General features: G+C 69.5%; 11 protein-coding genes and 1 pseudogene. 8 read left to right on the top strand and 4 right to left on the bottom strand.

Features of this window, described 5'->3' with window-relative positions; genetic code table 11:
* The first annotated feature begins 148 nt into the window (after nt 1-148).
* The 3 genes from NV348_RS06585 (at nt 149) to NV348_RS06575 (ending at nt 3,236) form a co-directional block, all read left to right on the top strand.
* Nucleotides 149-1,624 (top strand): MFS transporter, encoded by a 1,476-nt coding sequence (locus tag NV348_RS06585; protein WP_447146192.1) that lies wholly within the window; start codon nt 149-151, stop codon nt 1,622-1,624.
* 63 nt (nt 1,625-1,687) lie between these two features.
* Complete coding sequence (locus NV348_RS06580) at nt 1,688-2,719, top strand: fatty acid desaturase family protein (RefSeq protein ID WP_447146191.1); 1,032 nt, start codon at nt 1,688-1,690, stop codon at nt 2,717-2,719.
* 133 nt (nt 2,720-2,852) lie between these two features.
* Nucleotides 2,853-3,236: a DUF1304 domain-containing protein gene (locus NV348_RS06575; protein ID WP_447146190.1), complete on the top strand. Its 384-nt coding sequence runs from the start codon at nt 2,853-2,855 to the stop codon at nt 3,234-3,236.
* A 33-nt stretch (nt 3,237-3,269) separates the two neighbouring features.
* Here the strand turns inward: NV348_RS06575 and NV348_RS06570 are convergent.
* The 3 genes and pseudogenes from NV348_RS06570 to NV348_RS06560 form a co-directional block, all read right to left on the bottom strand.
* Nucleotides 3,270-6,166 (bottom strand): annotated as a pseudogene (locus tag NV348_RS06570) (UPF0182 family protein).
* A gap of 79 nt (nt 6,167-6,245) precedes the next feature.
* Nucleotides 6,246-7,601, bottom strand: coding sequence for a permease prefix domain 1-containing protein (locus tag NV348_RS06565; RefSeq protein WP_447146189.1), 1,356 nt, complete (start codon nt 7,599-7,601; stop codon nt 6,246-6,248).
* Nucleotides 7,592-7,954: a PadR family transcriptional regulator gene (locus NV348_RS06560; protein ID WP_447146188.1), complete on the bottom strand. Its 363-nt coding sequence runs from the start codon at nt 7,952-7,954 to the stop codon at nt 7,592-7,594. The genes NV348_RS06565 and NV348_RS06560 overlap by 10 nt, the downstream gene beginning before the upstream one ends.
* Before the next feature lie 146 nt (nt 7,955-8,100).
* Here NV348_RS06560 and NV348_RS06555 point away from each other — a divergent pair, with 146 nt between their 5' ends.
* Nucleotides 8,101-8,571, top strand: a complete 471-nt coding sequence (locus NV348_RS06555; RefSeq protein WP_447146187.1) for a hypothetical protein — start codon at nt 8,101-8,103, stop codon at nt 8,569-8,571.
* Between the two features lie 230 nt (nt 8,572-8,801).
* Nucleotides 8,802-9,482: an LppP/LprE family lipoprotein gene (locus NV348_RS06550; protein ID WP_447146186.1), complete on the top strand. Its 681-nt coding sequence runs from the start codon at nt 8,802-8,804 to the stop codon at nt 9,480-9,482.
* On the opposite strand, the gene NV348_RS06545 is transcribed toward NV348_RS06550, so the two are convergent.
* Nucleotides 9,479-10,594, bottom strand: a complete 1,116-nt coding sequence (locus NV348_RS06545) for a metallophosphoesterase (RefSeq protein ID WP_447150959.1) — start codon at nt 10,592-10,594, stop codon at nt 9,479-9,481. The genes NV348_RS06550 and NV348_RS06545 overlap by 4 nt on opposite strands.
* A gap of 202 nt (nt 10,595-10,796) precedes the next feature.
* Between NV348_RS06545 and NV348_RS06540 the strand changes: the two genes are divergently transcribed.
* The 3 genes from NV348_RS06540 to NV348_RS06530 all read left to right on the top strand — a co-directional run bounded on the left by NV348_RS06540 (nt 10,797) and on the right by NV348_RS06530 (nt 13,095).
* A complete protein-coding gene (locus NV348_RS06540; protein WP_447150958.1) occupies nt 10,797-11,612 on the top strand; it encodes an extracellular catalytic domain type 1 short-chain-length polyhydroxyalkanoate depolymerase in 816 nt (271 codons plus the stop codon).
* A gap of 62 nt (nt 11,613-11,674) precedes the next feature.
* On the top strand, nt 11,675-12,583 hold the full coding sequence (locus tag NV348_RS06535) for a serine/threonine-protein kinase (protein WP_447150957.1): 909 nt from the start codon (nt 11,675-11,677) through the stop codon (nt 12,581-12,583).
* Nucleotides 12,532-13,095, top strand: a complete 564-nt coding sequence (locus NV348_RS06530) for a hypothetical protein (RefSeq protein WP_447146185.1) — start codon at nt 12,532-12,534, stop codon at nt 13,093-13,095. Before NV348_RS06535 ends, NV348_RS06530 begins: the two co-directional genes overlap by 52 nt.
* The last annotated feature ends 11 nt before the right edge of the window (nt 13,096-13,106 follow it).

Genomic DNA, 13,106 nt, shown 5'->3' with positions numbered 1-13,106 from the left:
AGTCCGGTGTGTCCGCTCCGGCAGCGAGGTTGGGTCGGCGGCTGGGGGAACTCGCCAGTAACCTGTGGCCGTGAGACCGATGGACACAGCGCCGGGGACACCGGCGCGGCCGGGAGTCGCTCTGGCAGCAGTCGTGGCAGTGGTGTTCGTGACCTTCTTGGACACCACCGTTGTCAGTGTTGCGCTCGGCGATATCCGACGTGAGTTGAGTACCGATGTGACCCTGCTGCAGTGGGTGGTCAACGCCTACACGGTGGTTTTCGCCGGGCTGATGTTGGCGGGCGGATCGCTCGGTGACCGCTGGGGGCGCAAGAAGGTCATGGTCGTCGGGTTGGTGATCTTCTGCGTCGGATCGGTGGTCTCCGCGCTCGCGAGCAGCGTCGCGCTGCTCATCGCGGGCCGCGCGATCATGGGACTGGGCGCCGCGGCCTCGGAGCCGGGCACCCTGTCGGTGCTGCGCCACATCTTCCCGGGTGAGCGGGCGCGGGCCAAGGCGGTCGGCGTGTGGGCGGCGGTGTCCGGGCTGGCGCTGGCGGCGGGGCCGGTGCTCGGCGGTGTGCTGGTCGATCTGTACGGATGGCGGTCGATCTTCTGGTTCAACCTGGTGATCGGCGCGGTGGCGATGGTCGTCGCGATGTGGTCGATCCCGGAGAGCTCGGACCCACAGCAGGCACCGGTCGACTGGGCCGGCGCGGTACTCGGCGCCACGGCGTTCGGCGCGGTGATCTACGCCGCGACCGTCGGCCAGGATCGGGGCTACACGGCACCGTCGGTGCTGGGGCTGTTCGCGCTGGGGGCGATCGCGTTCGCCGCGTTCGTTGTCGTCGAGAACCGGGCGCGCGCACCGATGCTCGACTTCCGCTATCTGCGGCTGCGGGCGGTGCGCGGCGCGCTGGTGGTCGCCTTCGCCGTCTACTTCGGCATCTTCTCGATCTTCTTCTTCACCGCGCTGTATCTGCAAGTGATGCAGTCGTATTCGGCCGCGCGCACCGCGGCGGTCTTCGTGCCGATGGCCGTCATGATCGTGATCGGCGCACTGGTGGCGGGTTATTGGGTGGGGCGTCGCGGCGCCCGCGTCCCGATGATCCTCGGGTGCGTGCTCGGCGCGGGTGGCATCCTGCTGACCCGCCAGGCGCTGTCGGGGACCCTGCACGATCCGTGGATCGCGGCCGCGATGGGCGTGGCCGGGCTCGGCTTCGGCATCGCGGTGGTGCCGTTGACTTCGGCGGTGATGTCGGGTGTCCCGGCGGAGCATTCGGGCATGGCCGCCGCGGTGACCAATACGATGCGCCAGGTCGGTTCGGCGTTCGGTGTCGCGGTGCTCGGTGTCCTGGTGAGCTCGTTCCTCTCGGCGGACCTGAAGAAGAAGATGGACGCGTTGGGCCTGCCCACCACGTTGCAGCCCGACGCGATTCAGGCCGTGGAACGCGGCCGCATCCCCGAAGGCGTCGACATCGGGCCCTACCTGAAGTACCTGTCGAAGGTGTCGGAGGTGCTCAACGAGGGCAAGGTGGCGTTCCACCACGGGCTCGACGTCGCCCTGGTGGTGTCGGCGGTGCTGATTCTCGCCGCCGCGGCGTTCACGGCGTTGGACACGGAGCGCTCCCGGAGCGACGCGCCGTAGGGCGATCTCGCGCAGATGCGCCGAGTTCACCTGGTGGTGGCCTGCATCCGTCATGCTGGTGCGGTGGTAGTTGTTTCTGATGTCGCCCCGGTGCGCGGCAGCGAGTATTCGATCTTGTTGCGCCGGATCAGGGCGGCGGACCTGTTGGATCGTGACCTGCGGTATTACGGGTGGAAGAGCGCGCTCACCGCGACGGCGTTCCTCGGCGGGTGGGCGGCGTTCGTCGCCATCGGGGATTCGTGGTGGACGCTGGGGATCGGAGTGTTCCTGGCCGCGGTGTTCTCGCAGATCGCGTTCCTCGGGCACGACGCCGGGCACAAGCAGATCTTCGCGTCCCGCCGGGCCAACTACCTGTACGGGCTGGTCGCGGGCAACCTCGCGATCGGGCTGAGCATCGGCTGGTGGACCAGCAATCACAATCGCCACCACGCCCACCCCAACACCGAGGGCGCCGATCCCGACGCGATGGGTGTCCTGGCGTTCTCGGCGGAGCGCGCACGTGCTGGAAAAGGCTGGCGGCGCTTGGTCTTCCGCTACCAGGCCTGGCTGTTCTTCCCGATGCTGCTGCTCGAAGGCGGCAGCCTGCACTTCGCCAGTGTGCGGGCGGTCTTCCGCTGGCCGATCCCGAATCGGGTGACCGAGGGTCTCCTGCTCGCCGCGCACGCCGGCACGTACCTGGGCACGGTTTTCCTGGTGCTCTCGCCGGGGAAAGCGTTGGTGTTCATCGCTGTTCAGCAAGGCCTGTTCGGCCTCTACATGGGCTGCACCTTCGCCCCCAATCACAAGGGGATGGAGGTCCTGCCCGAAGGCGACAACACCGACTTCCTCCGCAGGCAGGTCCTCACCTCCCGCAATGTTCGCGGCAGCTTCCTCGTCGACACGGCCCTGGGCGGTCTGAACTACCAGATCGAACACCACCTGTTCCCGTCCATGCCCCGTGCCAACCTGCACCGCGCCCAGCCCATCGTCATGGACTTCTGCGCCGAAATCGGTGTGCCCTACTGCGAGACCTCCCTGCTCGAGTCCTACGCCCAGGCCCTCGGCCACCTCGACGAGGTCGGCCGCCAGGTCCGCGCACCGGAACCCGTCGGCTAGCGCGCCCGCACCCGAGCAGCGTGGGCGGCCGCCGATCGCAGCGGTGCTCTGCGCGTCGGCCGAAGCACGGCGGGGCGGTGGGTGATAATCGCGGCGAGTCCGGTGTGGGCCGGGACGGTCGGGAGGTGGCGCGATGACGGCGATGGCGTTGGTGTTCGTCGGGGTCGCTGTGCTGTTGCACGGCTACATCTTCGTGATGGAGTCGCTGCAGTGGACGCGGCCGCGGACCAGGGCGACGTTCGGGATCACGGCGGAGCAGGCCGAGGCGACTCGGGAGATGGCGTTCAATCAGGGGTTCTACAACCTGTTTCTCGCGATCGTCGCCGCGGTCGGCATGGGGTTCACCGCGTTCGGCGACGCCGGGATCGGGGTGGCGCTGGTGCTGGCGGGCGCCGGGTCGATGGTGGCGGCGGGGGTGGTGCTGCTGGTGTCCTCGCCGGACAAGGCGCGGGCGGCGTTGATCCAGCTGGTGCCGCCGCTGATCGGTTGTGCCGCACTGGTGCTCGCTCAGCTCTGAGCCGCGCGTGCTCGACAGGCGTCGTGCACCGGCTCACTTGTCGGGACCGCGCAGGATGCCGAGCTGTTGTTCGAGCCGTTCCAGGGCGGCCCTGGCCGCGTCGAGCTCGGCTTCGATGCGCGCGATCGTTTCCTCGTCCAGCGCTGGCTGGGAGGCTGCCGGAGGTGGTGGGGCCTGCGCGGGTGGACGTCGGCCGGGGGGGGTGGGGCGCCGGGGCTGCCGCCGGGTGCGGTGGCGAGATCACCGGTGGCCGGGCCGTAGACCTGGTCGAGAGCCTCGGCCAGGGTCGGCGCGTACCCGACCCGGACGCCGCCGGTGCCGGGTTCGCGGTAGCTGACCAGCACACGGGCCAGCTGCGGGAAGGTCGACCCGTTCGGCGCCGTCGAAATCCGTTCGGTGAACAGCGGTTCCACGTACAGCACGCCGCCGTCGGCGATCGGCAGGGTGAGCAGGTTGCCGTACTGGATGCGGTTGGAACGTTCGAGCAGCGTGCGTTCGGAGGCCACCCGGGTATCGGAGATCATCGAGTTCTGGATCTGCTGCGGTCCCTGGGTGAGGGTGTCGGTGGGCAGCTGGAGAACGCTGAACTCGCCGTAGTTCTCGGGGTCGGAATGCACGGAGATATAGGCGGACAGGAACTCTCGCCGGAAGCCGACCATCGCACCGGCCAGCCGGAACGAGGCGTCGGCGGTGCCGGGGTCGCCCACCAGCACGTAGAACGGGGCCTGGTGCGGGTTGGTCTCGACGGTCGGGTCGCTGGGCACCGACCAGAACGCGTTGTTGGTGAAGAACTCTCGCGGTTCGTCCACGTGATAGCGGGCGAGCATGTCGCGCTGGATGACGAAAAGGTCCTCGGGATAACGGAAGTGGGCGCGCAGCTCGTCGCTGATCTGCGACGGCGGTCGGACGGTGCCGGGGAAGACCCGCATCCAGGCGGCCAGGAGCGGGTCCTGCTCGTCGACCTGATACAGCGTGACCGTGCCGTCGTAGGCGTCGACGGTGGCCTTGACCGAGTTGCGGATGTAGGAGATCTCGCCGGGTTCGTGCGATCCCTGGTCCTCGCCCACGCCGAGCGCCTCGAGCGAACTGCGCGCGGCGTAGGGGTAGCCGTCGATCGCGGTGTACGCGTCCACGATCCAGACGATGCGGCCGCCGACGACGGCGGGATAGGGATTGTTGTCGATGGTCAGCCACGGCGCGACCCGCTCGACCCGCTCGCCCGGATCACGATGGAAGATGATCTTCGAATCGGCGCCGATCGCCGTCGAGAACACGATGTTGCGTTCGGTGTAGACGGTGGCGAAGGCGAGCCGGTTCAGCCAGTTCCCGATCGGGACGCCGCCTTTGCCCGCGTAGGTGTATTTGGTGCTGTCGGTGTCGTATTCGCGGGGTTCGGTGCCGCCGCCGACGATGGCGTAGTCGGGGTCGCCCCTGGCGATGACCTCGCCGTAGTAGATGCGCGGCTGGTCGACCGGGATCACCTGCTGCCCGGCGTGCTGGGTGGCGATATCGCTGACGGCGTAGATCGGGTATCCGCTGTTGCCCGCGGCGCTGTCGCTCGCCGCGTCGACGACCGCCGCGTTGACCCGGTTCGCCGGGGCGGCCACGAACCCGTCGCCGTGGGTGTAGACGGTGTGCCGGTTGACCCAGTGCCCCTGGTTGCCGCTGAGCGCGGCGGGGGTCAGTTCCCTGGCGGTGACAACGTAGTCGCGCAGCTGCCCGTCGATGCGGTAGCGGTCCAGGTCCAGGTTGTCGGGGAAGCTGTAGAAGTTCTTGAGCTGTTGCTGCTGGGTGAAGGTGCGCGAGAGCACGCGTGGGTCGAGCAGGCGCAGGTTGGCGATCGTGGTCGCGTCCGCGGGGACCTCCGGCGGTGGCGCGGTGCCGACGCCGGGATAGGGCTGGTAGTGGACCCGATCCGCGCCGATCCCGTACGCCTGCCTGGTCGCGGCGATATTGCGCTCGATGTAGGGGCTCTCCAGGTCGGCGGCGTTGGGGCGCACCGAGAACTGCTCGACGACCAGCGGCCACATCCCGCCCGCCACGATCGACGACAGCAACAGCAGGGTGGCGGCCATCGCGGGCACGCGCAGATCACGCACCACCACCGCGGAGAACACCGCGGCGGCGCAGATCAGCGCGATGGCGAACATGATGAAGCGGGCGGGCAGCACGGCGTTGATGTCGGTGTAGCCCGCGCCGGCGAAGGTCGGCTCGCGCCGCCCACTCGACAGCAGAGCGTAGCGATCGAGCCAGTACGCGCCCGCCTTGAGCACGAAGAACAGACCGGCCAGCACCGCGAGCTGGCAGCGCGCCGCCGCGGTGATGCCGATCGACTTCCCGGTCAGCCGCACCCCACCGAACAGGTAGTGGGTCGCCAGGCAGGCCAGGAACGCGACGAACACGATGACGAACAGCCAGCTGAGCACGAGCCGGTAGAACGGCAGGTCGAAGACGTAGAACCCGACGTCGAGATCGAACTGGGGGTCGCGCTCACCGAACGAGCCGCCCCGCAGGAACAGCTGCACCGTCTGCCAGCGCGATTGCCCGGCCAGGCCGCAGAGCAGGCCGAAGACCGCGGCGATGCCGAGCCCGAACCGCAGCGGCCACCGGCCCACCGCCGTGCGGTAGGGCGTGATCGGGTCGTCGCCGCGACCGCCGGGGAAGAAAGCCGGACGGGACCGGTAGGCCAGCCACATGGCCGTGAACAGCGCGGCCCCGAGGATCGTCGCGATCACGACGAACAGCGTCAGCCGGGTGAGCAGCACCGTCGACCACACGCTGCGGTAGCCGACCTCGCCGAACCACAACCAGTTGACGTAGAGGCCGATCAGCCGGGGAACGAGGAGCAGGGGCAGAAAGAGCACCGCGACTGCCGTCAACAGCAGTCGCCACTTCCGGGGTATCCGCTCGGACCCGTCACCTGCGCTCATCCGCCACTCCCGTGGACCGCGGGCGCCGGGCACGCCGGCGCCGCGTGCATCCCCCGAGTCTACTCGCGTGGGTTCGGGCTCAGACGAAGTCGAAAGCGGGCGGAACGGCGACCACCACGGCGGCGGCCCAGATCCCGTACACGGGCAGATAGTGGGTCTGCCACCGTTCCAGGTCGGCGAATCCCTGTCGGCCGCGCAGGAATCCGATGCCGAGCCGGACCGACCACGCCAGGTTCACCAGCAGCACGACGTTCAGGCCGAGCGCGACGACCTTGTTCGGGGAGGACCCGAACTCCGCGATGCGGGTGAGCATGGCGGTCAGCATCACCACGTCGACGGCGAGCGCGCTGATCACCAGGACCAGCTGGACCCGGTCGAAGAAGCCGGGCGGGGCCAGTGGGTCGCGTGCCGAGATCGAATACAGCAGCAGGCCGAGGACCAGCACCAGGATGAGGTCCATCAGGATCAGCAGGGTGCGGTCGACATCGATCACGCTGCGGGTCGTCGCGAACGCGGCGAGCAGGGCCAGCAGCATGAGGATGGTCAGCGGCGTGAACACCCGGGTGAGCACGGGCGCGATGTTCTCCACGACGTTCTGCTTGGCCTCGACCAGCCAGGCGGCCACGATCACCGCGCCGGCGACGCCGAACGGCAGGACCCAGTCCTCGATGACCGGTTCGATATCGAGGTCCAGCGTGTCGAACGCGCCGACCGTCAACCCGATCAGAACGCCACCGCCCAGGGCCAGCAGGGTGAGGTAGACGAACCATTCGCCGGTGAACCGGATGAAATCCATGCGGCGCCGGTCCGATCGCCAGTCGCCGCCGGCATAGGCCAGGCCGATGACGAACCACAGCGCGATCGGCGCGTGGATCGCGGCGATCACCTCGGTCGCGCCCTCCGGCTCGAAGGGATAGCGGTTCAGTACCAGGGCGACGAGTACGAACGGCACCACCAGCGCGGCGGTGACCCTCGCAGTCACCTGCCGCTTCCACGCGAAATACGCTGCGAGGAAGGGAAGGATGAGCAGGGCGGCGTTCACGCCGACGGCCGATCCGGGCAGCCAGGCGAAGCCGGCCTTCAGCGCCAGGGCCGCGCCGACCGCGAGCGCCAGGACGACGGCCAGTTCCCGATTGCTTTGCCGCCCGGTCTCTTCGGACTCGGCGGGCAGCAGAACCAGCTGCTTCCACAGTCTTTCGGAGTGCTCGCGCGCGAACTCGCGGGACAGGGCGTCCAGGCTGCCCATCCGCTTCACCGCGACCAGGAACGCTTCGTCGGCGTCCAGTCCCGCGTCCTGGAGGGACGAGACCTGTTCGCGCAGATGGTCTTCCATCTCGTCGACGTCGGCGACCGAGATCGCGCGGTGGCGCTGGACGTATCCGCGCCACTGATCGATATGGGCCTGCAACTGGGTCTCGGCGTCCATCACGCCCATCCTTTCGCCACCCTGGGCGGTGTCGTGGCGTCGCGCCAGACCTGGTCGAGCGCATCGGCGACGACCGCCCACTGCGCGCGCCGCTCGGCCAGTGCCGCCCGGCCCGAATCGGTGATCAGGTAGTGCTTGCGCCGTCGTCCGCTGTCGGCGGTGCGCCAGGTCGAGGTCACGTGGCCCTGTCGTTCCAGGCGGTGCAGCAGGGGGTAGAGCATGCCGTCGGTCCACTGCATGCGGCCCCGCGACAGATCGTTCACCTGCTCGAGAATCGCGTACCCGTACGACTCGCCCTCGGCGAGAATTCCGAGCACCAGTGGGGTCGCCGACGCCGCCACCAGGTCTTTGTCGATTCGCATCGCACTCCTATACCTAGAACCGCTAGGTCATAACCTAGCAGACCTAGGTATATCGCGTGTCGGACCTCGGAGGATGCTTTCATTCAGTAACAATGTGGCGTCCCGGTCGGATACGGGGGTGACACGACACGAGTGGAAGGATCTGTATGACTATGCGAGTGAGGTCCACGATCGCCGGTCTCGCGGCGGGCGTCGCGGTGGTGGCGGGAACGATGGTCGCGGGTGCGGGGGGCGCGAACGCGCTGCCGAGCAGCCTGGTGGGCATCAACTGCCTGGGGCTGAGCCCCAATATCGTCGATGTGCCCTACAGCAATCAGGTGATCGTCTCCTACCTGTACGACCAGTCCGGGCTGCCGTCGTTCACCGTGCATTCCGGTGCCAGTATCTGGGGCTATCAGACCCACCCCACGCTCACCTGGACCAATCTGGCCACGGGAGCTTCCGGGTCGCTCACCGGACACACGAACATCTCCTCGTTCTTCGGCACCGGCGGCACGGTGTACTTCACCGATGTGCCGACCGGGACCGGTCCGGTCCGGATCGACCTGTCGGTCGTCAACACCGGCCCCGTGCCGGTGCCGGTCGTGACCTGCTCGGGGACCACCGACATCGTCTGATCGACCACGATCCGGCCGAGGGCGTGCCCTCGGCCGGATCTGTGTGTGCGGCAGGGTTTCTCGAGTGGCTGTGTCGCGGATCGCCTTCCCCGCAGGGGATTTCCTTAGCAAGGGTGATGATTTCGCACCCTAGGGTGATGATCGTCGATTTTCGCCTAACAGGGCTGTTCAGGGTCCCGATGGAGTCAGCAGAACGCGCTACCGGCGCGGCGGACAGGAGTCGAGGAACCATGAAGAACGCAGTTCGGATGAGTGCGCTGATCGCCATCGCCGCAGCGGCGGTGGCCGGGTGCAACGTGGAAAACGGTTCGCCCACCTCGCCGTCGACGAGCCGGTCGACGACCACGGTCGCGGCGAGCGCGCCGCAGACTCCCGGTGAGCAGCCGCAGGCGACCGTGGCTCCCGGCGGTACCGGGGCGCCCGCGGTCACCGAGGCGCCTGCCGTGACCGAGGCACCCGGCACGACGCAGCCGACCACGAAACCGCAACCGGCCAACGACATCAGCGGCCCGGGTCGCTGCATCGATCCCCACTCGGCAGGCGTGCAGAACGCGCTGGCGCGTCTCGACGGCAGCTGGGTCGCCCAGCAGGCGTCGGCGGATCTACCGGGCCAGTGCGCCCAGCTGCTGTGGGTGCGCGCGGTCGGCGGCAACTCCGCGGGCGCGCCGATCCACGTGCTGTTCTTCCACGACGGGAAGTGGCTGGGCACAGCCACTTCCGAGGCGTACGCGTTCACCTCGGTGGTGGGCTACACCGACACCACCGTGACGGTCGAGTACAAGTGGCTGGCGGGCGACGAACCCTTCGCCGCGCCGCAGGGCGGTCCGGTGGCGATCCACTACACCTGGAACGGCTCGAATGTCGTGATGAGCGGGCCGCTTCCGAAGGAAGTGACCCAGCCGCACCGCTAGGCCCGTTCCGGGTGCAGCACCAGCACGGTGATCTCGCTGGGCGCGAACACCCGCAGCTGCGGACCCCAGAAACCGGTGCCGCGGCTGGTGTAGAGCTGGGTGTTGTTCGCGTGCCTGCTCAGCCCGGCGACCACCGGCTGGTCCAGCCGCACCAGGTAGTGGAACGGCCAGATCTGCCCGCCGTGGGTGTGCCCGGAGATCTGCAGCGCCACGCCCGCCGCGGCGCTGTCGGTGATCTGCTTGGGCTGGTGGGCCAGCAGCATCACCGGCAGCGCGGGGTCGGCGCCGGCCAGTGCCGCGGGCAGGTCGGGGCCGTGGCCGGGCAGACCGGCGCCGGTGGGATCGTCGATCCCGGCGACGACCAGGCGACCACCGTCGCGGTCGACGGTCCGGTGCGCGTTGTGCAGCGGCTGCCAGCCGATCGAGGCCATGTGGTCGATCCAGCCCTGGGCGTCACCGAAATACTCGTGGTTGCCGGTGATGTAGTAGCGGCCGAGCGGTGCTTCGACGCGGGCCAGCGGGTCGACCTGGGCGCGGCGCTTCACCACCGAACCGTCCGCGAGATCACCGGCGTGGCAGGCGATATCGGGGCGCTGGGCATTGACCACGTCGACCACCCGCTCCGACCAGCGCTGCCGGTCCAGCGCGGCGTAGTGGGTGTCGGTGACCACCACGACGCGCAATCCGTCCAGGCCCTCGGCCAGGCCGCGGATCGCGACGTCGACGGTGCGGACCCGCGGCACCCGGCGCGCCTCGTAGACGCCCCAGGCGATCAGCACGATCGAGATCGCCAGCACCCCGAGCGCCACGATCCGCGCGGCGAGCGCACCCTCCACTCCGGCGACGGCCAGACCACCGCGGACGAAGACACCGAGCACCGACCACGAGAACATCACCCACAGCACCCCGAGCAGGGTGTCGCCGACGATCACCGCCGGATCGGACTGGGCCGGTCCGTGGCCGAGGAACATCGCGGCGGGCAGGCACAGGTACCCGAGGACAGACACGGCGGTGCCGATCCAGAACAGCGTGCCGGTGCCGCCGGTGGGCGCCGCGACCAGCGTCCACCAGGGCAGGGCGAACAGCACCGCCGGAATCAGCAGCATCAACATCAGGCGTACAGCGAGTCTCACGGGGTCCCGTCCTGCGCAGGGCCGCCGGGTGCGGTCGCGGCCACGAATAGATCATCCAGCCTAGCGCCGCCGGCTGGGCCGCCCCGTTGCCCGGTGACGCGCCGGCCGGTTCACTGGTGCCATGCGGATTGCCACACTCGCCGCGGCGGCTGTCACGGTGCTGCTGCTCGTCACGGGCATCATGCTGCTCCGGGATGATCGGGGGGTCGCCCTGCCCGTCGGTGCCGGCACTTCACTACACGACCTCGAGCACGACGGCAGCACCCGGAGCTACCGCCTGTATCGGCCGACCACGATGCCCGAACGCGCGCCGCTGGTGGTGATGCTGCACGGCGGGCTCGGCTCCGGTGCGCAGGCCCAACGCTCCTACGGCTGGGACGCGATGGCCGAGGAGGCCGGGTTCATCGTCGCTTATCCCGACGGTGTCGACCGGGCCTGGAACGCGGGCGGCGGTTGCTGCGGCACCCCCGGCCGGACCGGCGTCGACGACGTGGGGTTCCTGACCGCGATGATCGACGAGATCGCCCGCGACCTGCCGATCGACCACGAGCGGATCTATCTCACCGGCATGAGCAACGGCGCCATGATGGCGTACGCGATGGCGTGCCACACCATGCTCGCCGCCGCCATCGGTCCGGTCGCGGGCACTCAGCTCGGCGACTGCGCCTCGCCGGCGCCGACCTCGGTGATCCATGTGCACGGCACCGCCGACGACAACGTCCGTTACGACGGGGCGCCAGGCAGTGGCGTCGCCCGGATCGATGGGCCGTCGGTGCCGGAGCTGAACGGGTTCTGGCGGACGGTCGGCGACTGCGCGGCACCGGTGGCCACGACCGGCGATCGGGTGACCACCCTGGGCGCCACCTGCCGGGACGGGCGTGCTGTCGAGCTCGTCACCGTGGCGGGCGCCGGGCACCGGTGGCCAGGAGCCGACCAGCGGGGCACAGTCGACGCGACCCGGATGATCTGGGACTTCTTCGCCGCTCACCACCGCTGAACCGGCGCAACCGAATCGGACCGGGGACAGCGCCGCGGCGCAGCCGATAGCCTGACCTGGTGATGGAGTTCGGGCCAGGGGCGAGCCTTGCGGGCTACCGCATCGAACGCAGGCTCGGCGGCGGGGGCATGGGTGCGGTCTATCTGGCGCGACATCCCCGGCTGCCGCGCCACGACGCGCTGAAGGTGCTCGACGCGCGGCTCGCGGTGGAACCGACCTTCCGGGCCCGCTTCGAGCGCGAGGCGGATCTGGCGGCCCGGCTGCGACATCCGAATGTGGTGCAGATCTTCGACCGCGGCGTCGACGGTGACCGGTTGTGGATCGCCATGCAGTTCGTGGACGGTCTCGACGCGGCGCGGCTGCTGCGCCACGGTCTGGCCGTCCTCACGCCCGAGCGCGCGGTGCGGATCGTCGCCGAGGCGGCCAAGGGCCTGGACTACGCGCATCGGCAGGGACTGCTGCATCGCGACATCAAACCGGCGAATCTGCTGATCGCGCGCGCCGACGACGGCACCGACGAGGTGCTGGTCACCGACTTCGGGATCGCCCGCAGCATGGGCGAGACGACCAGCCTCACCTCGGCGGGCTCGGTGCTGGGCACCCTGGCCTACGCGGCGCCCGAGCAGCTCGAAGGCGAACCGATCGACGTGCGCACCGATGTGTACGCGCTCGGCGGCACCCTCTACGAGCTGCTCACCGGCTTCGTCCCGTTGCCGAACTGCCCGCGCCGCCGGGGAAGTCGCGCTCGCGGACCCGGTCGATCCTGGTCGGCGTCGGTGCCGCCGCGGCTGTCGCCGGACTGGCCGCGATCGCCGTTCTCACTGCCAAAGACCGTGTCTCGCCGGGCAATTCGAACGCACCGGGGCCCATGCAGGCGGCGCAGATCGGCGCGGTTCCCGACAGTCCGACCGCGTCGACGGTGCTGCGTCCCTGGCTCGACGACGTCCGCGCCGGCGATACGGCCGCGTTGATCCGCAAGTGCTGGACCCAGTCGCCCGCCGAGATCCCGCGCATGTACGGCGACGTGGAGCAGATCACCGACGCGGTGCGCCGTCCCGGCGTCCTCGGCCAGTTCGGTCCGTACTGGCAGAACGACGTGCTGAAGGTGAGCCTGCGCCCGAGCGAGCTGCGATCGGGCTACGGCTGCCCGATCGTCAGTGACCGGGCGGCGACGCGGCTCACCGACGAACAGGCCCGCTACACCGCCGAGCGGTATCTGAGCCGGGTGGTCGGCTCTCCGGTGAACCCCGCCGACGTGGAGCCCGACTACCCGCTGCTGTGCGCCGGTGCCCAGCCGGGCACCGCGCTGTCGGGGGTGCGGCGCTTCGACGACACGGCGCTCACGGTGCGTGGCTCGACCGGCTCGGTCGTCACCGTCAGCGCACCGGTGACCAGCGCCGATGGTGCGGCGAAGCAGGTGTATCTCACCCTCGATCACGGCACCGACGGATTCTGCGTCTCCCGCATCGACCCGGCCGGGTGAGCGCGGGAGCC

It is taken from the genome of Nocardia fodinahabitans (assembly GCF_052983615.1).
This window is presented reverse-complemented; position numbering and strand designations above follow the sequence as displayed.

Excerpts from the sequence above, each read along its gene's own strand:
- NV348_RS06555 (WP_447146187.1), top strand. The coding sequence starts at position 8,101 with ATGACTATGCGAGTGAGGTCCACGATCGCCGGTCTCGCGGCGGGCGTC.
- NV348_RS06540 (WP_447150958.1), top strand. The coding sequence starts at position 10,797 with ATGCTGCTCCGGGATGATCGGGGGGTCGCCCTGCCCGTCGGTGCCGGC.
- NV348_RS06545 (WP_447150959.1), bottom strand. The coding sequence starts at position 10,594 with ATGTTGATGCTGCTGATTCCGGCGGTGCTGTTCGCCCTGCCCTGGTGG.
- NV348_RS06550 (WP_447146186.1), top strand. The coding sequence starts at position 8,802 with ATGAAGAACGCAGTTCGGATGAGTGCGCTGATCGCCATCGCCGCAGCG.
- NV348_RS06565 (WP_447146189.1), bottom strand. The coding sequence starts at position 7,601 with ATGGGCGTGATGGACGCCGAGACCCAGTTGCAGGCCCATATCGATCAG.
- NV348_RS06535 (WP_447150957.1), top strand. The coding sequence starts at position 11,675 with ATGGAGTTCGGGCCAGGGGCGAGCCTTGCGGGCTACCGCATCGAACGC.
- NV348_RS06575 (WP_447146190.1), top strand. The coding sequence starts at position 2,853 with ATGACGGCGATGGCGTTGGTGTTCGTCGGGGTCGCTGTGCTGTTGCAC.
- NV348_RS06560 (WP_447146188.1), bottom strand. The coding sequence starts at position 7,954 with ATGCGAATCGACAAAGACCTGGTGGCGGCGTCGGCGACCCCACTGGTG.